The sequence below is a fragment of the Azonexus hydrophilus genome (genome assembly GCF_038368255.1).
Lineage (GTDB): Bacteria > Pseudomonadota > Gammaproteobacteria > Burkholderiales > Rhodocyclaceae > Azonexus > Azonexus hydrophilus.
Genome location: NZ_CP151406.1, coordinates 2,616,333 through 2,636,966, shown reverse-complemented (window position 1 = coordinate 2,636,966; position 20,634 = coordinate 2,616,333). Strand labels below are relative to the sequence as shown.

Sequence of the window (20,634 nt, the reverse complement as noted above, 5' to 3'; positions counted from 1 at the left end):
GGGGCGCTGCCTACTTCTTGGTGTTTTTCTTGGTGGGCGTCGCCTTGACGACTTTTTTCGGTGCTGCCCGGCTGTTCTTGGCGGTGCCCGGTTTGCTGCTGGTCTTTTTGGTCAGCTTCTTTGCCTTGGGTTCCGGCTGGATGATGGCCGGCGACGACTCCATGCCCAGCATCCGCTGCAGGCCTTCCTGATTGCCGTTGCCCGGGATCAGTATCTTGGAGCCGGCAGCCAGGCGGACGTTGCCGGGCAGGCCGTTGGCCTGGATCAACTCGTTGGTGCTGACGCCGAGGCGGGCCGCAATTTCGCCGACGCGTTCGGCCGAGCGGACGGCATAGCCCTGCCATTGGGTGAGCGGGGCGGGGTGGTTGGCGAGGTTTTCGATGAAGGTGTCGACGCGATCGGCTGGCAAGACGACCGGCGTGTCTGCATTGATCACCGGGCGGTTGTGCGAGGGGTTGAGGTGGCGGAATTCCTCAAGCGTCATGTTGGCCAGGCGCGCTGCCGTCTTGACGTCCATCGGTCGGGGCGAGGCGGCGGTGGCCAGGTAGGTCTGGTTCGGAATGAACGGCAGGCCGAGCCGGGCGAAGGTTTCCGGGTTGCCGAGGATGTTCTTCAGCGCCTGCAGCTTGGGAACGTAGTGCCGGGTTTCCTTGGGCATCGTCAGGTTGGGGTAATCGGTCGGCAGGCCGCGTGCCTCGTTCTTTTCGATGGCTCGCTTGACCGCGCCTTCACCCCAGTTGTACGACGCCAGCGCCAGGTGCCAGTCGCCGTGCATCTCGTAGATGGTTTGCAGGTAGTCGAGCGCGGCATTGGTCGAGGCCATGACGTCGCGACGTTCGTCGCGCCACCAGTTCTGCTGCAGGTTGAAGCGCTTGCCGGTGGCCGGGATGAATTGCCACAGGCCGGAAGCGGCAGCCGGCGAATGGGCCATCGGGTTGAACGAGCTCTCGACCATCGGCAGCAGCGCCAGTTCGGTCGGCATGCCACGGGCTTCGAGTTCCTCGACGATGTGATGCAGGTAAGGCCGGCTGCGCTCGATCATCTGGCGCAATGCGCCGGGACGATTCTGGTACCACTGCTGGTAATGGAGAACGAGGTCGTCGTTCAGGTCGATCATGGCAAAGCCCTGGCGCAGCCGGTCCCAGAGATCGTGGGTACGCAGCGTCAGATCGATGGTCAGCGGCAATTCCGGCTGCGGCTGGATTTCCTGAACCTTGAACCCGTCCAGCGAAAGCATCTGCAGGCTCTCGGGGATCGCTGTCTTCAAACGCGGGTTGAAGTCGGTTTCGGCAAGCGCCGACAGGCTGGTAGTGCTGAACAGAAGCCCGAGAATCAGGCCGGCAAGGCGACGGGATGACGGCTGAACTTGGGAAAACGGCATTGACCGAGGCTCCGGGCGCGAAGTGGGGCAAACGCAGGATTATAACGGAGGAGAAAGCGTCGACTCGGTGTGGAAATGTAACACCGGCTACCGCCGCCCTTGTCGTTCACGCCTTGTCCCGGCTCAGGGCGCGCCAGGTCTCGCGGAAGATGAACTGCTCAACCTTCAGCCGCTGCTGCGCCGGGCAAGCGATCCGTACCACCAGCATCAGTTGCTTGGGGTCGGAAAAATCCCACAGCACCTTGCTGCGTGCCGACGGGAAGGCGATGAAACTCTCATCGGAAATTTTCCGGAAATGCGCTTCCGCCTCGGTCTGCCAGGTCCGGGTGGCTTCGTCGGCGGCGGCCAGGGCGGCAACCTCGACCTGATCGAGGTCGTGTGCCGCCCCTTCAGGGAGCGGCATCCGGAACAGATGGAGGACGTATTCTCCCGTCGGCGACGTGTTCTTCAGCGGGGTCGTCAGCAGCATTCCGTTGGGAAATTCGGCCACCTTTCCTGTCAGTTGCCCCGCGTATCCGAGTTCGGCCAGGGTGGTGGCAAACATGTCGATGTCGATGACCCGGCCGTTGAGCTGGTTGATCTCGATCAGGTCGCCGACCTTGAACGGACGAACCAGGGTGATGTAGAGATAGCCGAGCACGCACATCAGCAATTCCTTGCTGACGATCAGCATGGCGCCGGCGACCGCGGCCAGGGACAGGGCGAAGCCGGCGATGGTCGATGCCCAGACGGAAACGACGATGGTGAAGATCATGAACCAGATGACGTTTCTGGCCCAGACCAGATGCAGTCGCCGTTTTTCTGCCGAAATCTCTCCCCGGGAGAGGTAGCGGGCCCACAGATGAGAGAACAGCATGCCGATGGCGATCAGCGCGACAGTGGCGATCACCTTTTCCCATTGGCCGGGAATGGCGTTGAAGAGGTCGGTCAGTGTCGACATGGTTCAATCCGGATTTGCTGTTAATTTCGAAGTGTCGATCATCGGCGGCAGTATTTATCAAAAGAACTTCCTTGCCTACCCTGTATCGAACGAATGGCGGCGGATTGGCAGCGGCCTGGAAATGACCATCAACCGAGGAGGCCCGGATGTTTTCCATTTACGGCATGACCGGTCAGGTGTTCAGTGGCAGCCTGGAGGCGATGAACCGTGTTCACCCGCTGCTTCAGGCACGTCGGGCACGCGGGGTCAGTCGCGATGGTGACGAGATCGGGGCAGAGAGTGTGGCGACACCATTGGCGCAGGAAGCCGTTTCGGCTTATCGGAAAATGCTGCCCGCTGATCTTGAGCGGGGGCCGCTGTTCCATGCCGCGCAGATCATGAGCCGGCCTGTCGCCGTCGTCGAGCACATGAGTTCAGTCGTGGATGCCTGGCATCTGCTGCAGGAACGGCAGATCCATCAGGCGCCGGTCCTCGATGAAGCACGGCGGCTGATCGGCCTGGTGACCGAACGCGATTTGCTGACCGTGATTGACCTCGAGGGAGAACGCGTACTGGAAAACCTCAAGCGACGCGTCAGCGACGTGATGACTTCCCCGGTTGTCGCTGCCGCGCCGGTCACCGACATCAGGCGCATCGCGGACGTGATGATCCAGAGCGGGCTGAGTGCCGTGCCGATCCTCAATGAGGGGGAACGGATCGTCGGCATCGTTTCGCGGACGGATATCCTTCGTGCCGTGATGACGGACCCACCGTTGAGTTTGTGGCGTTGAAGTTTCGTGCGCCGAAAATGATGCGCTGAGCGTCGTGGATTCAGACCGACGCGCGATTCAGCAATATGCTCAGTTCAGGGTAGTAAGCGAGGCGGCTGATGCTGATGAGCTTGCCGATGCGCAGTGATTCGGCAACTTCGCGGGCAGCAGCAGATTGTTCGATCAGGACCGGAAAATGAATGGCTGGATCGAGCATCGAGAATATTTCCCTGAGCACTTTGCCGCAGGCCTGGTAACAACGTGGGTCGAGCTGGGTTGTCTGGTCTCCCTGGTCACACGCATCAAGGTAAGCCGCAGCGCTGATCGCCGATACGGCAAGGACGTCGATATTGTCCGGAGTGAAGTGACGCATGGTGACTCTCCTTGGATGAGGGTCTGAAACGATTACCCTGTGTGAGTTAACGCGTGATTTTCAGGAAAGTTGAGGGGAATCGTTGTGCACTCAATAGCGGATGACGGCGCGATTCTTTCTACCTATTGTTCGACGAAGGCCCGTTCGATGACATAGTCACCCATCTCACCGATGTGCGGTGAGATTTTGAAGCCGAAGCCGTCGAGCATGGCGGAAACTTCCTTGAGCATGGCCGGGCTGCCACAGATCATGCCGCGGTCCGTGGCTGGGTCGAGCGGGGTTTCGCCGATGTCTGCAAACAGCTTGCCGGAAAGGATCAACTCGGTTTGCCGGCCTTCGTTGCGGAACGGCTCGCGGGTGACGGTCGGGTAGTAAATCAGTTTTTCGCGGATTTCATCACCCAGGTATTCGTGATTCCTGAGATCTTCTTCGATGTAGTCGTGATAGGCCAGCTCGTTGGTCCGGCGGACGCCGTGGATCAGGATCACCTTGTCAAAACGCTCATAGGTTTCCGGATCGTGGATCAGGCTCATGAAGGGTGCCAGGCCGGTGCCGGTGGCGAACAGGAACAGCCGCTTTCCCGGCTTCAGGTCGCGCAGGACAAGCGTGCCGGTTGGCTTGCGGCTGACTAGGAGCTTGTCACCCGGTTGCAGGTGTTGCAGGCGTGAGGTGAGCCGACCGTCCGGTACCTTGATGCTGAAAAACTCCAGATGTTCTTCGTAATTGGCGCTGGCGACACTGTAGGCACGCATCACCGGCCGGCCGTTGACTTCCAGACCGATGGTCACGAATTGTCCGTTGGTGAAACGCAGGCCGGGATCACGCGTGGTGCGGAAGCTGAATAGGCTGTCGTTCCAGTGGTGAACGGAAATGACCGTTTCGTGATTGAAGTTGCTCATGGTGAGGTCCGGTGGGAGGCAATGGTTTCAGCATAGGTGTTGTGCGTTAAATCAAAAAGCGGATAATTTGGCTATTGCTTATCTACTGAGTCGATATGAGACTGACACTGCGTCAACTGGAGATCTTTGCCGCGGTGGCTCGCAGCGAGAATGTTTCGCAGGCAGCCGGGCGTCTTGCCATGTCGCAATCGGCGGCTAGCAGCGCATTGGTCGAACTGGAGCGTTTGTACGACTGTCCGTTGTTCGACCGGATTGGCAAGAGCCTGCACCTGAACAGTGCCGGGCGCGGGCTGTTGCCGCTGGCCGAGAGCTTGATCGGGCAGGCCCGGGAACTTGAGGATTACCTGTCTGGCGGGCGGCCGGGGCCGCTGAATGTTGGCGCGACGCTGACGATCGGCAACTACCTGGCAACGCTGATTGTGGTCGACTACATGAAACAGTATCCGCAATCACCGGTGCAACTGCAGGTCGCCAATTCCGAAACCGTGGTCGAGCGCCTGCTGCGTTTCGAATGCGATCTCGGCTTGATCGAAGGCGAGGTGGTTCACCCTGATCTGGTGGTCGAACCCTGGCTGGCCGACGAATTGGTGGTTTTCTGCGCGCCCGGACACGTGCTCGCTGGTAGCGCCAAGGTCGATAATGCCGCCTTGTCGGCGCACGCCTGGATATTGCGCGAACCGGGATCGGGAACGCGTAGCCAGTTCGACCGCTGTATTGGCAGCCGGATGAGCAAGTTCCGCTTGGGCCTGGAACTGGAGCATACCGAGGCGATCAAGCGCGCTGTCGAGTCTGGCCTGGGGCTGGGTTGCCTGTCGCGCTTGTCCCTGCGCGAGGCATTCCGGCGTGGCAGTCTGATCGAACTGCCGACGCCGCAATTTGACCTGCGCCGGCATTTCTATTTTGCCAGTCACCGGCGCCGCAATACGGGGGCGGCGGGCCGTCTGTTCAGGCAGGCCTGCCTTGCCGCCAGCGCAGGCGCCAGCAGTACAGGCGATCTTGCTTTGCCCTTCATCCGCTGAGGGGTAGGGGTCATTCAAAACAAAACGCCTTGTAGTGTCGTGGAAGCCACGATGCTACAAGGCGTTAATGTATGTTGGCGGAGTGGACGGGGCTCGAACCCGCGACCCCCGGCGTGACAGGCCGGTATTCTAACCAACTGAACTACCACTCCGCGCTAAAGCTTGGCGTCCCCACGGGGATTCGAACCCCGGTACCTACCGTGAAAGGGTAGTGTCCTAGGCCTCTAGACGATGGGGACCCGGACTACGCAAACTTGTCGATTCGGTGCCTGGTGGAGGTAAGCGGGATCGAACCGCTGACCTCTTGCATGCCATGCAAGCGCTCTCCCAGCTGAGCTATACCCCCAGTTCAGAGAGACAGCCGAATCTTTGCTTCATGCCGTCGCCGTCGCGACTGGCAGAAAACAAACCGGATCAACCGGATTTGTAAATTGGCGGAGTGGACGGGGCTCGAACCCGCGACCCCCGGCGTGACAGGCCGGTATTCTAACCAACTGAACTACCACTCCGCACCAAAACCTTTGGCATCCCCATGGGGATTCGAACCCCAGTTACCGCCGTGAAAGGGCGGTGTCCTAGGCCTCTAGACGATGGGGACCCGGACTTTCCTTCGAGCTTTTATGGTGGAGGTAAGCGGGATCGAACCGCTGACCTCTTGCATGCCATGCAAGCGCTCTCCCAGCTGAGCTATACCCCCGCTCGAAAGAAGGCCGCATTATAGGGAGCGTCTTTCCCCTTGTAAAGGGCCTTTCACGATTTTCAGAGATATTTTTTCAGGGCCGCCAGTACACGGTCGCGGCCGATCAGCTCGATCACCGCATCGACCGACGGCGTTTGCGTCTGTCCGACCAGGATGGCACGCAGCGGCATCGCCAGTTTCGGCATCTTGAGGCCGTGGCGGGCGATGGTTTCCTTGATCAGGGCGGCAATCGCCGGAATTTCCCAGGTGACTTCGGCGATCCCGGCAGCGAAATCGGCCAGCGCCGGCCGGGTTTCCTCGGTCAGGTGCTGGGCGAGCAGTTCCGCGCTCGGGGTGACCGTGGTGTAGAAAACCTCGACTGCGTCAGCCAGCACGTTGAGCGTGTTGCAGCGGTCGACGTAGAGGGCGACGGCCTTCTCCAGGCTGGGGCCGGTATCGCTGTCTACGTTGCGGGCGCTCAGCCGGCGCTTGATGTGCGCGGCCAGTTCGACGGCCGGCAGCTGCTTCATGTAGTGCTGGTTCAGCCACAGCAGCTTTTCGGTGTTGAACTGGGCGGCGGAGGCGGTGATGTGGTCGAGGTCGAACCATTCAACGAACTGCTCGCGGGTGAAGATTTCGTCGTCGCCGTGCGACCAGCCCAGGCGCGCCAGGTAGTTGATCACGGCTTCCTTGAGGAAGCCGTCTTCGTCGTACTGCATGACTGAGACGGCACCGTGGCGCTTGGACAGCTTGGCGCCGTCGTCGCCGAGGATCATTGACAGGTGGCCGTAGATCGGCACTTCGGCGCCGAGCGCCTGCAGGATGTTGATCTGGCGCGGGGTGTTGTTGACGTGGTCGTCACCGCGGATGACGTGGGTGATGCCCATGTCCCAGTCGTCGACGCAGACGCAGAAGTTGTAGGTCGGTGTGCCGTCGGCGCGGGCGATGATCAGGTCGTCGAGTTCGGCATTGGCGATTTCGATACGTCCCTTGACCGCATCGTCCCAGGCGACCACGCCGTCCGTGGGATTGCGGAAGCGGATCACCGGCGGTACGCCGGCCGGTGGCGTCGGCAGGGTCTTGCCCACCTCGGGGCGCCAGCGGCCGTCGTAGCGCGGCTTTTCCTTGCGCGCATCCTGCTCGGCGCGCAGGGCGTCCAGTTCCTCGCGGCTGGTGTAGCAATAGTAGGCGGTGCCGGCCGCCAGCATCTGCTGGATCACTTCGCGATAGCGGTCCATGCGCTGCATCTGGTAGAAGGGGCCTTCATCGTGGGTCAGTTCCAGCCAGGCCATGCCGTCGAGAATGGCCTGGACGGCTTCCGGGGTAGAGCGCGCGACATCGGTGTCTTCGATGCGCAGGATGAACTGGCCCCCGTGGCGGCGCGCATAGGCCCAGGAGAACAGGGCAGTGCGGGCGCCGCCGATGTGCAGGTAACCGGTGGGGCTGGGGGCAAAACGGGTGCGGACAGGCTTCATTGGAATCGAATCGTCGGTCTGGATCAAAGTCCGGTATTCTAGCCGACCAAGGTTTGACCCGTCGCGCGAGTTATGGTTAAATGCGCGCCTTCCTCGATGGGCGGTTAGCTCAGTGGTAGAGCACTGCCTTCACACGGCAGGGGTCACTGGTTCGAACCCAGTACCGCCCACCATCGAGCACCTGAAGGCCCGAGAAATCAGGCCTTTTCTTTTCTAGTCCTCAAGCGTTGCCCCTTTCGCCGGTCCCCAGTTTTGGGTTTCGGGTGACTCAGGGTGACAGCCGGGTGACCGACTGCCTATATCCAGGCTACCACAGCAGCACCTACCCCACCAGTCTTGACAGCACAGGAAGCCCCTACAAGAGCCCACCCTCTCCAGGCATAGGTGCGTGTAGGCAAAGGCATTACAGCGCCTTCTAGGCCCCTTCCTGTGCGTCCCGGAGGGTGCCTCTAGGGATTCCCCCTGGAGATAGACCTCCTTCGAGCCCGCAAGGCATCTTTCCGGGGCCTATGCTTCAGACCGCCCCCACGGGGGAAGACAGCAGCAGCGGTAGAAGGATGGACCTCTCAGAAATATTCCCCAGAATTTATGGCCATGAGTAGGCAGCAATCTGGAGGCTACTCTTTAGAGGCCTCTTAAGATGCCTAGTAGGGATGAGACCACGTACTAGGCCACCCCTTACAAGGACTCCCTTACTTGAGGGACAACCTACACAGACAAGCCAGTACATAGCCATCAATCAAGGATATTCCCTGAATAGGTGGTCTATCTTGGAAGAGGCATCTTCTGGATTGTCTTGTATAGGTTGTCTTCTCTTGTATTGTCTATCTTCTATTCTCTTGTGGCAGGCCATGGCAGAGCCGTTGCAGTGCCGTGGCAGATGACATGGACTGATTTATAAGGGAAATTTCCTAGAAATCAGCAGCCCCCAAATCACGCCCCTGAAGGTTTCCTGAGATTTCCTGAGATTTCCCGGAATCGGCGTACCTTTTCTTGGCATTTGCTGACTGCCTCTGACTGGTCTTCAGGGCATTGGCCTTGCACAGGTCCAACTGCTCATTGACCCCATCAGGGAAGAAGATAGCAATGACTTTGTCCAGGGTTGCCAGCTTCTTGCCGCGCACCTGAAGAGCCTCCGCCAAGCGCTCTCTAGGGGGAAGCCTGCAATCGTTCTCCCAGTACATCACCATCAGCATCAGGAACAGCCCCATTTCCTCATGAGTCCGCCCCATGGAGGATGCCAGGACCTGGCCGCTATCGACCTGGAAGAAAGGCAGAGTGCTAGCCCGCTTCATCGTGCAGCCCCCTTCAGCTTCCTCCTGGGGTTCCCTCCAGGGCCATAGCTGGGAGTCCTGCCCATGAACCTCAGCGCATCGCTACGCGCCTCCTTGTCCTCGTAATGCTTGGCCCTAGCCCTCTCGGCCTCCTGCTGGATGACCTGAAGGGTAGCCTGCTGGTCCTCAGCCCCAAGGGCCTCCTGGCCGTTGATGTAGCCCCCATGCTTGCGGATGGAGGGGATGACCTGGGAGGTGGCCCACTTCTTGAAGCGCTGGGCTTCTTCCTTGCGGCTACGGAAGATGAGGGAGTACAGCCCGGACTCATTGACGATGGCAACCTGCTGGCGACCCCCAAGGGTGTCAGTAATACATACACCCTTTTCATCATCGTCCAACGTAGCCAGAGCCTGCCGACTGTTTCTCAACCCCAGTGCTGCGCAGACATCGTTAGCCACAAACCAGACTTGCCCATCCTTCTCAAAGGCATTCAGGGACAGACTGGCCCCCGTAGCTACGTTGTCGAACTGGAAGACCTGGAGGGAAGTGCTGGGGGCGTTCATGCTGCACCTCCAGTAGCCACCATAAGGCCAGCGGTAGCCGCCTGCTTATGCTCTGCCAGGATCAGGGCTAGCGCCTGGCTATTCGTGATCTTGACCCCGTGCTTATGCTCATAGCTGCGGAGGTAATCCTTCAGGTGGTCGAATGCGGAGACCGGGAAGGCGACCTGGCGGAACACTACCGCCTCGTTTCGTACATGATTCATAGATGCTTTCTTACAAGGGTTAAAGGAACGCATCAGGTGGGCAGCAGAATGGCGGAAAGGAATCCCCCTCTCCCCCACACCCCCGCACCCCCTAAATGCGATAGGTGGGTTTTACCCCTAAAAACCCCTTAAAAACAACGATAAATCAATAACTTAAAGCCAATCTACAGGGCCTCTTCAGTGGGCACTACCACGGTTGTCTGGATGTGCCCCTTAAGGATGTTGTCAATCATCAGGTCACACCACACAGCGAAGCGGACATCCAGCCAGCGGGCGAAGAAGACGGCCAGCTTGGGGTGACAGAAGGTGCCCCCACCAAAACCCCGCTTGCCCTGAGTAATCCCGGTAATTCCCGGTATTACGTCTTGTATGGCAGCGATGTATTCCTGCGTGGATTTGTTGGACATGAATTCATCCAGGCGCTTGCCGTAGTGCTTCGCTGCCTTGGTCATGTTGATATAGCCATCCTCCCGGAAGACGATGGGGAGGCCGTTAAAGGATTCGGTGCGGAGGGTGTTGGTGTAACATGCTGACGTAATCACCCATCGAGCCTAGACAATGGCGAACACAGAGACCAAAAAGAAAACAAGCAGTCCCCTTGACCTCATCCCCTATGTGATGCTGTTACTCGTCTTAGTCGGCGGATATGTGGGATGGGAGTAAGCGCCCGGCAAACCCAGGTTGATTTCTGATTCAGGTGGCGGATTCTGGCTTCCAGCGATGCGGGAGCAACTCGCCGATCCGGCTGTTGGGCTGGGTTGGCAGGCGAGACAGGACGTCCTTCAGATAGAGGAAGGGATCATGGTCGTTGAGCTTGGCGGACTGGATCAGGCTCATGATGGCAGCCGCCCGTTTGCCGGCGCGCAGGCTGCCGGCGAATAGCCAGTTCTTCCGGCCCGTAGCAATCGGGCGGATGCGGTTCTCGATCCAGTTGTTGTCGATCGGCACCTGACCGTCGTCGATGTAATGGACGAGTGCCGTCCAGCGTTTGAGGCTGTAATCAATCGCCTTGGCCGTCGATGATCCACTGGGCACCTGCAATCGGTGGCGGGTCAGCCAGCCGTGGAATTCATCCAGAATCGGTTTGGCCTGCGCCTGGCGTATTCGTTGCCGTTCGTCAGGGCTCAGTTCGGCAACTTCCCGCTCCACCTGGTAGAGCTTCTGAATATAGACCAGCGCCTGCTGGGCAATCTGGCTCTGGTTGTTGGCGTGCAGATCGAAGAACTTGCGGCGTGCATGGGCCATGCAACCCGCTTCGGTCACGCCGTCGGCAATCAGCGCCTTGTAGCCTGCATAATCGTCGCAGACGAGTGTGCCGCGCCAGGTGTCGAGGAACTCCTGGGCATGCTTGCCGGCCCGGCTGTCGGCGAAATCGTAGATGACGGCCTTGATCGGTTCGAAAGCGCCGATGCTGTAGGACCACAGGTAGGCCCGATGCGTCTTTCCTTTGCCGGGGTCGAGCATCGCCACCGGTGTTTCATCGGCATGCAGTACCGGATAGCTCAGCATTTCGGTCTTCAGCGCATCCACCAGCGGTTGCAGGGTGACGCCCATCTGACCGACCCACTCGGCCAGGGTCGATTGCGGAATCGGCAGACCAGCCCGGCCAAAGATGCCTTCCTGACGATACAGCGGCAGGTGATCGAGATACTTGGCGATCAACACATGCGCCAGCAGGCCGGTGGTCGGGATGCCCTTGTCGATGACATGGGCGGGCACTGGGGCCTGGACCAGTGTTTCGCAGTGAGCGCAGGCCCATTTGCCACGGATGTGGCGTTCGACTGTAAAGGTGCCGGGCGTGTAATCCAGCTTCTCGGCGACATCTTCGCCGATGCGTTGCATTTGGCAGCCGCAGGTGCAGGTGGTCGACTCCGGTTCGTGGTGAATCTCGGTACGCGGCAGTTCCGGCGGCAGGGGTTTGCGCTTGGCTTGGCCCTTCGGTTTCGATTCGGAAAGCTGTGCCAGTTCTTCGGTGATCGCCGCCATGTCGGCAGCGAGGGTTTCTTCAAACAGTTGCCCTTGTTCAACCGGCAAGCGCTCTGCCTTGATGCCGAAGTAGTGACGCTTGTAGTACGCCACCTCATGCGTCAGCTTGTCGATCTTGATCTTGCGCCAGTTCAGTTCCCGATCATTGCGGGTAATGACCTCGGCTTGCTGACGAACCAGTTCGCGCAGTTCGTCGGCGCTGAGTTGATCGAGGTTGGCGGGCAAGGTCATGGCCGACATCATGCCGCCAGCAAGGCGAACTGGCTATCGTGGACTTCCCCAATAGTGGACGATCAAAGAACTCGAATCACCCCGCCATCGGCCAGACGTTCCCAGGGCAGGCCAAGAATCAGCGCATCAAACTGCCCCCGGGTGAGTCCGGTACGGCCATCGCCGGGGCGAAGCTGAAATCGCCCCTGGTTCAGTCGCCGGTTGGCCAGCCAAACGCCGTAGCCATCATGCACCAGCACCTTCAACCGGGTGCCGCGTCGGTTGGCAAAGAGGTAGGCATGGTGCGGCTGCGCCTCGCCAAATATCCGCACCACCTGAGCCAGGATTGTTTCCGTTCCTGCCCGCATGTCCAGCGGCCGGGTCGACAGCCACAAGGCATCAACCCGGATCATCGCAGCCAGTCGCGCAACCAGGCAGCGCAATCGCCGGACGCTTGGACCGGCCATTCGACCTTGATCGCGGTGTTGCCCCGGCGGACTTCGATCCGGATATCGCCCAATGTCGGCATGGCCGGGGCCATCGGCAATTGCACGAAGGCCGGTGCCGGCGTCGCTTCGAGCACAGGCATCGCTACGCGTCGCGTCGGCGGTTCAATACCGCGCTCACGCATCCAGCGCCGGACCTGATTGGCATTAACGCCATTCGCCATCGCAATGCCGGCGACCGAGGCACCTGGTTCGCAGCACGCCTCAATCACCGCCAGCTTGAATTCCTCCGGGTGATGCCGCCTGCGCCGACTTGGCTTCTGGATTTCCATCGAAAGTAATGGGATGGTCGCCCCTACTTGAAACGGCATCAGTAGTGCCAAAGTGTGGCGAATGGAAATTCCCACCCAGCAAGAGAGGCGACCGAAATGAAGCTTACGACGATTGGTATTGATCTGGCAAAGAACGTGTTCCAGGTTCATGGCGTGGATGAACGGGGCAAAGCCGTACTGAAGAAGCCATTGAAGCGTGACCAGATGGCCGCCTTCTTCGCCAACCTGACGCCTTGCCTAATCGGCATGGAGGCCTGCGGCAGTGCGCATTTTTGGGCGAACAAGCTGCAAGCGATGGGGCATACGGTCAAATTGATGGCACCGCAATTTGTGAAGCCCTACGTCAAGACGAACAAAAATGACGCGGCCGATGCCGAGGCAATCTGTGAGGCGGTGAGCCGACCCAATATGCGTTTTGTGCCGATCAAGCATGGCGAGCAGCAGGCCGTACTGGCGCTGCATCGGGCACGCCAAGGCTTCGTCAAGGCAAGGACAGCCCAGGCCAATCAGATTCGTGGCCTGCTGGCCGAGTACGGCATCATCATTCCCCAAGGCATTGCGCACATCAGCAAGCGCCTGCCAGAAATCCTCGAAGACGGCGAGAATGGCTTGCCCGGCATCTTTCGTCACCTGATTGCCCGTCTGGGAGACCACATCAAGGAACTGGATCGGCAAGCCCAGGAGTTGGAAGTCCAAATTCAAGCCTGGCATCGCGAGAATGCCGCCAGCAAAAAGCTGGCACAGATACCCGGAATTGGCCCGATTACAGCCAGTGCGCTGGTGGCGTCCATTGGTAACGCCCGAAATTTCGAGAATGGCCGACAACTGGCGGCCTGGCTCGGCTTAGTGCCGCGGCAGAACTCCAGTGGCGGCAAGCAGACTCTGCTGGGAATCAGCAAACGGGGCGACACCTATCTGCGGACACTGTTGATCCACGGGGCGCGCGCCGTCATTCGGGTGGCCGAACGCAAGGCAGAACACGCCAGGAGCTGGCTAGCCGGCGTCATGGGACGACGCAACAAGAATGTGGCCGCCGTGGCACTGGCCAACAAGAACGCCCGGATTGTCTGGGCGCTCCTGGCCCAGGATCGGGACTACAAGGCGGATTACGGACTGGTGGCATGAACACGGGTTATCCACCGAGCCACAGGCCTACGGTCTATAGGTACCTTCGGCCCATGGCTCCGTGGATAACCCTGCAACCTAGCAAGACAACGGCAGCACACTTCAAGGAGAACCACCGATTGCACAGGCAATCATGACGTGATGGCGAGACAGGTAAGACCGTGGCAGCAAAACCCTGCGGTGGACACGGAGTGTCACAACTCGTGAAAGTGATGAGGGAAGCTGCCAGCATATTCCATCAGGGACAGGGCCAAAGCCCGAAAAAAGTCCGGATCTATGGCTGCAATCTCCACCTATCTACCATTATTGATTGAAAGCTTGGCAAACAGGGGGCGACCATCTATGTCCACCATCGTTTTTAAAGGGACACGATCTTCAAGGTCTAACGCGTCAATTTACAGATGGGTTTGCCGGGCGCTTACGGATGGGAGGTCTATACCTCCTATAGGTCCTCCTTCGATCAATCCATTCAGCCTAGAGCAGTAAAAGAGAGAACAGCAGAAGCAGACAAGAACGCCCCGAAAGACACCAGCGCAGAGGCCGAAGCCCGTGCCGAATGGGGGCAATTAGGTGACTACTTCGGCGGCACCCTAAACCCCATCTTTGGCTTCATCTCAGTTGTCGGACTGTTCCTAACGATCCTCTATCAGAGCCGAGAAATGCGGCTTTCGACGGAGGAACTGAGGAACTCTGCAGATGCTCTCAAGTCGCAGAACGAAGCGATCCGCCGTCAGAGCTTCGAACAAACCTTCTTTGCATGGCTGGGGACCTATCGCCAAATACTCGGTGAGATTACTCATGGCGAGAAGTACGGAAGAGAAGCCCTTAGGGCTATTTGGCAGCCCACTCTATGCTCGAAAGACATAGCCGGCTGGGATGCATATTTTGCTGTAGCACCCAACACAGGCAACGCCCTTTCAGATGCCTTGCTGACTTTTCAACTAGATTCCCTGAACAAAGCAGGCGTGGAGCATTACCCTGTCATTTCAAAGGCTGCCAATACTGCATGGATTGCGCTTTATGACCAGCACGAAAACAAACTTGATAGCTTCTACAGAGTGCTTTATCGGTTGCTAAAGTGGATAGACGAACAACCGGCTGACCTCTTGCAAGAAAAAGATAAATGGCTATACGTGGGTATCGTTAGGAGTCAGCTATCCTGGATTGAAATGGTTTTTCTTTTCTATAACGGAATGACCGCCAAAGGAAAAAACTTCAAGCCTCTGATCGAGCGGTATGCCCTGTTTGATAATTTAACGATTGAATCCGACAAACTGCTCGGGATTCTTAAGGCGTGCCCCATGGATGCAACTGGGTACGCAATCACAGCTTACAGTTCAGATGCCGCCAGGCGTTGCTAGTAGAGTTCATTGAGCGAGGAACCACCCTTGGTAACCTCCGAGATTCCGGACATTATCCCCACTAGCCCACTATGATTTCATTCAACCTTGCCGCCCTATGTGCTGCGCTGCTCTTCTCTCTGTCGATGTGGGCAACGGGTCTTAAGGGGCGACTCCCCAAGGTCCTTGTACGCATCTCCTGGGCTCTTGCGTGGATTGCTGCATGGCTGACTGTGGCTAACGCCCTAGACTTGGCCGGCTTGAACCCCATCGGCGTGGTGTGGGTCATCGGGACATCGCTGTTTGCCTGCTACTCCATATCGGAAAAGATAAGGAAAGCGGGTAATTTCCAAGACCCTTGGGACTGAACGAGGAAGGGGCCTCCCACAGAAGCCCCTCCAGATGCCCCTGCTTAGCGTGTAGCAGCGGGGCTAGCCACTACCAGATGCAGGCCCAAGGCAGCAGCATTGAAGCTCCCACAGAGGGGGTTTCTCCAGGTCTCCACGCGCAGCAGGCCGGGATTGGACCCGTGCCCAGCCTCCAGGACAAAGCCCCTTTCAGAGCGCCCCCAGAACATCGACAGATGCCCCTTTGAGGCGTTGAAGGAGAAACGGAAGGGGGCGGTAAGGTTGAAGCTGAAGGCCATGGTAGAGGCTCCTAAAGGTGTATTGAGGGGGACTACGAAAAAACAGGGGATGAGAGAGACGCGAGCGTTTTAAGCACTGGCTAGCTTCTTGGCTAGGTCGCCTGCATCAATGGACACGTAGCGTTGCAGCATGTTGGCGGTGGCATGGCCTGAGATAGCGCGTAGCTCCAGGATGTTGAACCCCTTCCGGGCCAGTCTGGTCAGGGCATCATGGCGGAGGTCGTGGAAGGTGAAATCCTTGATGCCAGCGCGGCTTACAGCCCTTGCATAGGCCTGCTTCAGGGTCTCTATCGTGACCGGGAAGACACGCCCATCAATGCTACGGGGGAGGCCTCTGAGGGCGTCCAGGCAGGCCGGTGATAGGGGCACCTTCCGGGAACCCGTCTTGCCACTGACAAGCGCTGTGGCGCTCTCCATGGACACATTGGCCCAGGTCAGGGAGAGGATTTCCCCCCGCCGGGTAGCCGTCTCCAGGGCAAAGACCACGATGGGCTTAATCCAGGGGCTACGGCACTCTGCACAGGCACCCAGTAGGGCTTCCCGTTCGGGGGCGGTCAGGACTCTATCGCGGGCTTTGCCGGGGGCGGGCTTGCGGACGAGACTTACCGGGTTACTGTGCAGGGCGATGCACCATTCCCGGATAGCTACAGCGAAGACATGGCCCAGCAGGGTTAGCTCCCGCTGAACGGTCCCCGAAGAGACCTCCTTTAGGCGCTCATCCCTCCAGCCAGCGACGAGCCGGCCAGTTATCGCCGACAGTGCGTACTGAGCCAGGGAGGAGCGCTTGAACAGTTCAATCCGGTACGCCTCAATCTCGGCCCCTCGCTTGGTGCTGCTTACCTCTCTGCTGTAGCGCTCCAGGAGGTCCTTAAGGGTGGTCTGCTCTGCCTCCGTGCGGTCTTGCCACTGGCCTGCATCCATAGACCGCTCCTGCTGGCGTGCCCACTTTTCGGCATCCTTTCGGAGGTCGAAGGTCTTGGATTGGGTCGGGTAGCCCTTGCGCTTGATGATGACCTGCCAGCGGTCATTCCTCTGTCTAATCGTTGCCATCTGGTGCTCCAGGGTGACAACTGGGTGACCGGAGAGGGGCTACGGTAAAGCCCACAGAGGGGAAACCCTTGAGGAACCAGGACGATGGGCGGTTAGCTCAGTGGTAGAGCACTGCCTTCACACGGCAGGGGTCACTGGTTCGAACCCAGTACCGCCCACCATCGAGCACCTGAAGGCCCGATCCCGGATCGGGCTTTTTCGTTCCTGCAGCGCTTCCATCGGCAAGTAAGCTGCGGTTACGTTCCCGTACAGTCTGTCATGCGTTTCTGTCCGACAATCGCGACTTCTGTTCGGAGGCTTTCATGAGTTTGCAGAATCAGACGGAAATTGCCTGCAATCACTGGGTGGCGCAGGTTCGCTCGCGTTCCGGAAGCAATGTGCTGATCCACATTCATCGCGGCGCCCCGATTGTGGCCAAGGACGCGATGTCGATTGCGCGCAAGACCGCGAACTTCGGCAAGGTGGCGGGCCTGTCGCCGGTCGGGCCGTGTTCTGTCCATCTGGACGAAGATTGTTAACTGTCTGGTGACGATCCCCGGTCAGTTCGCCGAGAATAACCCGGTCAGTGTCTTTCTGGCTTCATCAAAGCTGTTTGCCTGGGCAAATTGCCGACGGCAGCGCTGACCCGCGTCGTCAATATCGATACCGAACGCGTCGATGCCGAGCATGCGTACCTGGGTAGGCAATAGTGGTTCGATTTCCGTCATCAGTTGTTGTTCCTCTGCCAAGGTGAATCCGGGCAGCGCTTGCCAGTCCGCGCCGTCGATCCAGCCCATGCGGCCGATGCCGCCGATGAAACGGGCGCGTTCCGGGACCAGTCGGAAGAACATGAAATCAAGCTGGAGATACTGCGCCGCCTCGGGCTGGTAGCGGAGGTAGCGCTCGACCAGGGCCGTTGAAGCTTCACAAGGCTCGCAGCGGCCGACCAGCGTGATGCGCGCGGCGTCCTGCACGTTGTCCTTGCCGGCCTCGACGACGGCCAGGCTGGCCCGGCTGTCGGCGAGCAGGTTCTTGGTGTGCTCGGCCAGTGCGCTGATCAGCAGCAGTGGTTGTTGCCGCTCGTCGAGCACCAGCGGTACGGCTGTGCCAAAGGGAAAACCGGGCAACTGGGTCGAGTGCGTGCTGAGGACGGCGTGGCGCGTTTCGTGGAGCAGTTGAATGGCCGGGGAAAGCTGGATCTGCATGGCGAGGTTCCGGGCGAGTTGGCGTTTTTGCTGGGGTGACAGTTGCTTGACCCGGTATTCGGCGCGGGCGGCGGCGGCGCGATCAGGCTGCATCTGCCAGGCCAGCAATTCTACCGGCGGCCGGGCACGCGTGTAACGCGCGCCTTTGCCGGCGCAGTGCACGGCATAGCGCGCCTTCACGTCGGTTGTGATGCCGGTGTAGATGCTGCCGTCGATGCATTCGATGAGGTAGAGGAACCAGGGCTTGGCGTTTTTTTCCGGCATTGGGGGAGCGCAGGTGGCTGATCCCCGAATTGTCACGATATTGCCGCCATTTTGAAATGCCGATTTGTTAGCCTGTGTCGCTGTCAGGATCGCTGCATCGTCGTCAAAAAGCAAAAATGGTGCGATGCACAAAATTGTCTTGACATGATTTCGTCAGTAGATAGAATACGTCCATGCTGCATTGCAACATATGCAGATCAGGAATCACCCAACCCCCACGGAGAATCAAAATGACCATCAAACCTGAAGAGTTCGCCAAGTCCGGCTTCAACTTTGCCCTGTTCTTTGCCAACACCGCTTTCGATGGCATCGAGCGTCTGGCTGTCCTGAACCTGTCCGCTTCGCGTTCGGTTTTCGAGGCCTATGTGTCCAACATGAACGCCCTGCTCGGCGTCAAGGACATCCAGTCCCTGGTTGAACTGCAGAAGGGCATTGCTGCCCCGTCGATCGAAAAGGGTGTCGAGTACTCGCGCAACGTGATCGCCATCGCGACCGATGCCAAGGAAAAGATCACCAAGGAAGTTGAATCGCACGTCGCCGATACCAACGCCAAGGTCACCAATCTGGTTGAAAAGGCCCTGGCTTCCGCCCCGGCTGGTTCCGAAGTTGCCGTTGCCGCTGTCAAGACCGCGATCAAGTCCGCCAACGAAGCCATGGACGGCCTGAACAAGGTTGCCAAGCAGGCTGCCGAAGTTGCCGAAGCCAGCGTTTCCGCTGCGACCGAAGCCACGATCAAGGCCACCACCGCTGCTGCCCCGAAGGCTGCCGCCAAGAAGGCTGCTTGATCTGATCGTCGCCTGACGATGCACGACAAACCGGGGCTGCGGCCCCGGTTTTCTTTTGTGCGTTCGTAGCTGCGCTAGAATGCCGCAGGAATGAACGGGGGGCGTCATGAAGTGGCATTGGCTTGAGCGGGGAAAAAGCCGGGCTGGGCACCGGCTCAGCGGTACGGCATTGTTCAGCGATCTCGGCGTACGCGAATTGCGCGTGGTCGAGGCATTTGCCCATGAGCGCCAGTTTCTGCCCGACGAAGTCGTTTTCGATGCCGGGGAAGACGGTCAGGCGCTGTATGTCGTCGTCAGCGGCCGTGTTGCCGTCATCGCCGAGGGGGCGGGTGATAAACCGCTGGCCGAACTCGTCGCCGGTGAGTTCTTCGGCGAAATGGGCCTGCTCGACGGTGCGCCGCGTTCGGCGCAGATCCGGGCGCTGGAGCCGACGACGCTGGTCGTCCTGCCGCGTACCGAATTCGACCGCCTGATGGTCTCGCACGCCCGCATCGCTTCCTGCATTTCGCTGCAACTGGCGCGCCATCTCGGTCGCCGCCTGCGCGCCATGCTCGAACTTGCGCCAGCCAGGGAAGCATCGTGAGCCTGCTGCGTTACCGGGCCGGGCCGCTGGTGTGGACGGGAAACATCCTGGCCACCTGTCTGCTGCTGTTCTTCTTCCAGAAAATCCTGTGGCTGGTCGTGCCCTTCATCCTGGCGCTGGTTCTGCATTACCTGCTGGCGCCGCTGAAGCTGCGCCTGCTGCTGCGGGGGGTGTCGCACGACGCCGCCGCGGCCATGGTCAGCGTGGCGGCGTTTCTCGTGTTCGCGCTCCCGGTCGTCTATGGTTTTCCGCGCTTGCTCGGCGACGTGGCCGGTCTGCACGAAACCCTGTTGCGCTACATCGGTGGCGGCATCCGCCTGCTGACCGACGTCCTCAGCGATCTTGAAGCGCGTTCCGCCTTCCTCGCCGAAAGCGGTGCGCGGGCCATGCTGGAAACCCAGCTGGGCGGTTTCTTCGAACATTTCACCGAAAAGTACCTGCCGGGCATTGTCATGGGGCTGATGGTCTGGTCGCCTTCGCTGCTGTTGGTCCCATTCATCGCCTTTTTCATGCTGCGCGACGGCTGGCGTTTTCGCCGCCTGCTACTGCGTGCCGTGCCCAATGCCTATTTCGAGCGCAGCCTGGCGCTGATCGACGCGGTGGATCGCACGGCGCGGCAGTATTTCGTCGGCCTGCTGCAACTGACCCTGCTCGATACCCTGTGTCTGGCCGCCGGCTTGTGGGTGATCGGCATCGACGGTGCGCTGATGCTCGGCTTGGTGGCCGCCGTGCTGGCCTGGATTCCCTTCGTCGGCTCGGTCATCGGCTGCCTGCTGGTGGTGCTGGTCGTCGCCACCGATTTCCCCGGCCAGCCGGGCGTCGCTTACGCCGCCATCGGCCTGTTCGTCGCCGTGCGCCTGCTCGACGACTTCGTCTTCATGCCGGTGACGGTGGGTAAAAGCCTGAACATGCACCCGCTGGTCACCGTGCTGATGATCTTCATCGGCGGCGCCGTCGCCGGCGTCCCCGGCCTGATGCTGGTGCTGCCGGTCCTCGGCGTGGTCATGGTGCTCGGCGAATCCGCTGGCCAGCTACTCACCGACCCGCGCCTGCACGCGCGACACGCCCATGCCAAAGCGCTTGAGCTGCGGCGGGTAACGCGCGATCTGCGGATCGATTGAGCGAACC

The 20,634-nt window shown here is 59.6% G+C and carries 21 protein-coding genes and 8 tRNA genes; 10 read left to right on the top strand and 19 right to left on the bottom strand.

The annotated features are described in order from the left end of the window. Positions 1–10: 10 nt before the first annotated feature. Together AADV58_RS12685 and AADV58_RS12680 are read right to left on the bottom strand one after the other, a co-directional pair. Positions 11–1,381, bottom strand: coding sequence for a transglycosylase SLT domain-containing protein (locus AADV58_RS12685; protein WP_051295436.1), 1,371 nt, complete (start codon positions 1,379–1,381; stop codon positions 11–13). A 106-nt stretch (positions 1,382–1,487) separates the two neighbouring features. Further along, entirely contained in the window at positions 1,488–2,321 is an 834-nt protein-coding gene (locus tag AADV58_RS12680) for a mechanosensitive ion channel family protein (RefSeq protein WP_043421487.1), read from the bottom strand. 146 nt (positions 2,322–2,467) lie between these two features. Between AADV58_RS12680 and AADV58_RS12675 the strand changes: the two genes are divergently transcribed. Further along, the gene (locus tag AADV58_RS12675; protein ID WP_341743368.1) at positions 2,468–3,091 is read left to right on the top strand and encodes a CBS domain-containing protein; all 624 of its coding nucleotides are present in this window, start codon (positions 2,468–2,470) and stop codon (positions 3,089–3,091) included. A gap of 40 nt (positions 3,092–3,131) precedes the next feature. Here AADV58_RS12675 and AADV58_RS12670 read toward each other — a convergent pair whose 3' ends face one another. After that, positions 3,132–3,443, bottom strand: a complete 312-nt coding sequence (locus AADV58_RS12670; protein ID WP_341743367.1) for a hypothetical protein — start codon at positions 3,441–3,443, stop codon at positions 3,132–3,134. Between the two features lie 122 nt (positions 3,444–3,565). Beyond that, positions 3,566–4,342, bottom strand: coding sequence for a ferredoxin--NADP reductase (locus AADV58_RS12665; RefSeq protein ID WP_028995271.1), 777 nt, complete (start codon positions 4,340–4,342; stop codon positions 3,566–3,568). 95 nt (positions 4,343–4,437) lie between these two features. Here AADV58_RS12665 and AADV58_RS12660 point away from each other — a divergent pair, with 95 nt between their 5' ends. Next, positions 4,438–5,361, top strand: coding sequence for a LysR substrate-binding domain-containing protein (locus AADV58_RS12660; RefSeq protein WP_341743366.1), 924 nt, complete (start codon positions 4,438–4,440; stop codon positions 5,359–5,361). A 75-nt stretch (positions 5,362–5,436) separates the two neighbouring features. Here AADV58_RS12660 and AADV58_RS12655 read toward each other — a convergent pair. From AADV58_RS12655 to gltX, 7 genes are all read right to left on the bottom strand, one after another. Then, a tRNA-Asp gene (locus AADV58_RS12655) sits at positions 5,437–5,513 on the bottom strand. An 11-nt stretch (positions 5,514–5,524) separates the two neighbouring features. Further along, a tRNA-Glu gene (locus tag AADV58_RS12650) sits at positions 5,525–5,600 on the bottom strand. A gap of 31 nt (positions 5,601–5,631) precedes the next feature. Then, positions 5,632–5,707: transfer RNA gene (locus AADV58_RS12645), tRNA-Ala, on the bottom strand. Between the two features lie 86 nt (positions 5,708–5,793). Next, positions 5,794–5,870 (bottom strand) — tRNA-Asp (locus AADV58_RS12640). Between the two features lie 13 nt (positions 5,871–5,883). Further along, a tRNA-Glu gene (locus tag AADV58_RS12635) sits at positions 5,884–5,959 on the bottom strand. A 23-nt stretch (positions 5,960–5,982) separates the two neighbouring features. Further along, positions 5,983–6,058, bottom strand: a tRNA-Ala gene (locus AADV58_RS12630). Positions 6,059–6,120: 62 nt separating this feature from the next. Then, positions 6,121–7,515 (bottom strand): glutamate--tRNA ligase, encoded by a 1,395-nt coding sequence (gene gltX, locus AADV58_RS12625; protein ID WP_341743365.1) that lies wholly within the window; start codon positions 7,513–7,515, stop codon positions 6,121–6,123. 98 nt (positions 7,516–7,613) lie between these two features. On the opposite strand from gltX, the gene AADV58_RS12620 reads away from it, so the two are divergent. Further along, positions 7,614–7,688 (top strand) — tRNA-Val (locus tag AADV58_RS12620). 738 nt (positions 7,689–8,426) lie between these two features. Here AADV58_RS12620 and AADV58_RS12615 read toward each other — a convergent pair. The 6 genes from AADV58_RS12615 to AADV58_RS12590 all read right to left on the bottom strand — a co-directional run bounded on the left by AADV58_RS12615 (position 8,427) and on the right by AADV58_RS12590 (position 12,568). Beyond that, complete coding sequence (locus AADV58_RS12615; RefSeq protein ID WP_028993571.1) at positions 8,427–8,810, bottom strand: hypothetical protein; 384 nt, start codon at positions 8,808–8,810, stop codon at positions 8,427–8,429. Then, on the bottom strand, positions 8,807–9,352 hold the full coding sequence (locus AADV58_RS12610) for a BRO-N domain-containing protein (protein WP_341743364.1): 546 nt from the start codon (positions 9,350–9,352) through the stop codon (positions 8,807–8,809). Before AADV58_RS12610 ends, AADV58_RS12615 begins: the two co-directional genes overlap by 4 nt. Positions 9,353–9,719: 367 nt before the next feature. Continuing rightward, positions 9,720–10,097 (bottom strand): KilA-N domain-containing protein, encoded by a 378-nt coding sequence (locus AADV58_RS12605; RefSeq protein ID WP_424243812.1) that lies wholly within the window; start codon positions 10,095–10,097, stop codon positions 9,720–9,722. 151 nt (positions 10,098–10,248) lie between these two features. After that, positions 10,249–11,772 (bottom strand): IS66 family transposase, encoded by a 1,524-nt coding sequence (gene tnpC, locus AADV58_RS12600; protein ID WP_341743362.1) that lies wholly within the window; start codon positions 11,770–11,772, stop codon positions 10,249–10,251. A gap of 62 nt (positions 11,773–11,834) precedes the next feature. Further along, a complete protein-coding gene (gene tnpB / locus AADV58_RS12595) occupies positions 11,835–12,164 on the bottom strand; it encodes an IS66 family insertion sequence element accessory protein TnpB (protein ID WP_341743361.1) in 330 nt (109 codons plus the stop codon). Next, the gene (locus AADV58_RS12590; RefSeq protein WP_341743360.1) at positions 12,161–12,568 is read right to left on the bottom strand and encodes a transposase; all 408 of its coding nucleotides are present in this window, start codon (positions 12,566–12,568) and stop codon (positions 12,161–12,163) included. The genes tnpB and AADV58_RS12590 overlap by 4 nt, the downstream gene beginning before the upstream one ends. 57 nt (positions 12,569–12,625) lie before the next feature. Here AADV58_RS12590 and AADV58_RS12585 point away from each other — a divergent pair, with 57 nt between their 5' ends. Together AADV58_RS12585 and AADV58_RS12580 are read left to right on the top strand one after the other, a co-directional pair. Next, a complete protein-coding gene (locus AADV58_RS12585) occupies positions 12,626–13,654 on the top strand; it encodes an IS110 family transposase (protein WP_341743359.1) in 1,029 nt (342 codons plus the stop codon). A gap of 401 nt (positions 13,655–14,055) precedes the next feature. Continuing rightward, positions 14,056–15,015, top strand: coding sequence for a putative phage abortive infection protein (locus tag AADV58_RS12580; protein ID WP_341743358.1), 960 nt, complete (start codon positions 14,056–14,058; stop codon positions 15,013–15,015). Between the two features lie 694 nt (positions 15,016–15,709). Here AADV58_RS12580 and AADV58_RS12575 read toward each other — a convergent pair. Then, positions 15,710–16,690 carry a site-specific integrase gene (locus AADV58_RS12575; protein WP_341743357.1) on the bottom strand — a complete coding sequence of 327 codons (981 nt, stop codon included), beginning with the start codon at positions 16,688–16,690 and terminating at the stop codon, positions 15,710–15,712. An 86-nt stretch (positions 16,691–16,776) separates the two neighbouring features. Here AADV58_RS12575 and AADV58_RS12570 point away from each other — a divergent pair. After that, positions 16,777–16,851 (top strand) — tRNA-Val (locus AADV58_RS12570). Between the two features lie 141 nt (positions 16,852–16,992). Then, positions 16,993–17,208, top strand: coding sequence for a hypothetical protein (locus AADV58_RS12565; protein WP_341743356.1), 216 nt, complete (start codon positions 16,993–16,995; stop codon positions 17,206–17,208). 21 nt (positions 17,209–17,229) lie between these two features. Here AADV58_RS12565 and AADV58_RS12560 read toward each other — a convergent pair whose 3' ends face one another. Further along, positions 17,230–18,138, bottom strand: a complete 909-nt coding sequence (locus AADV58_RS12560) for a GIY-YIG nuclease family protein (protein ID WP_341743355.1) — start codon at positions 18,136–18,138, stop codon at positions 17,230–17,232. A gap of 230 nt (positions 18,139–18,368) precedes the next feature. On the opposite strand from AADV58_RS12560, the gene AADV58_RS12555 reads away from it, so the two are divergent. The 3 genes from AADV58_RS12555 (at position 18,369) to AADV58_RS12545 (ending at position 20,627) form a co-directional block, all read left to right on the top strand. Further along, positions 18,369–18,923 carry a phasin family protein gene (locus AADV58_RS12555; protein ID WP_028995373.1) on the top strand — a complete coding sequence of 185 codons (555 nt, stop codon included), beginning with the start codon at positions 18,369–18,371 and terminating at the stop codon, positions 18,921–18,923. A 106-nt stretch (positions 18,924–19,029) separates the two neighbouring features. Continuing rightward, positions 19,030–19,506: a cyclic nucleotide-binding domain-containing protein gene (locus AADV58_RS12550; RefSeq protein ID WP_081700233.1), complete on the top strand. Its 477-nt coding sequence runs from the start codon at positions 19,030–19,032 to the stop codon at positions 19,504–19,506. Continuing rightward, positions 19,503–20,627 carry an AI-2E family transporter gene (locus AADV58_RS12545; protein WP_341743354.1) on the top strand — a complete coding sequence of 375 codons (1,125 nt, stop codon included), beginning with the start codon at positions 19,503–19,505 and terminating at the stop codon, positions 20,625–20,627. The genes AADV58_RS12550 and AADV58_RS12545 overlap by 4 nt, the downstream gene beginning before the upstream one ends. The last annotated feature ends 7 nt before the right edge of the window (positions 20,628–20,634 follow it).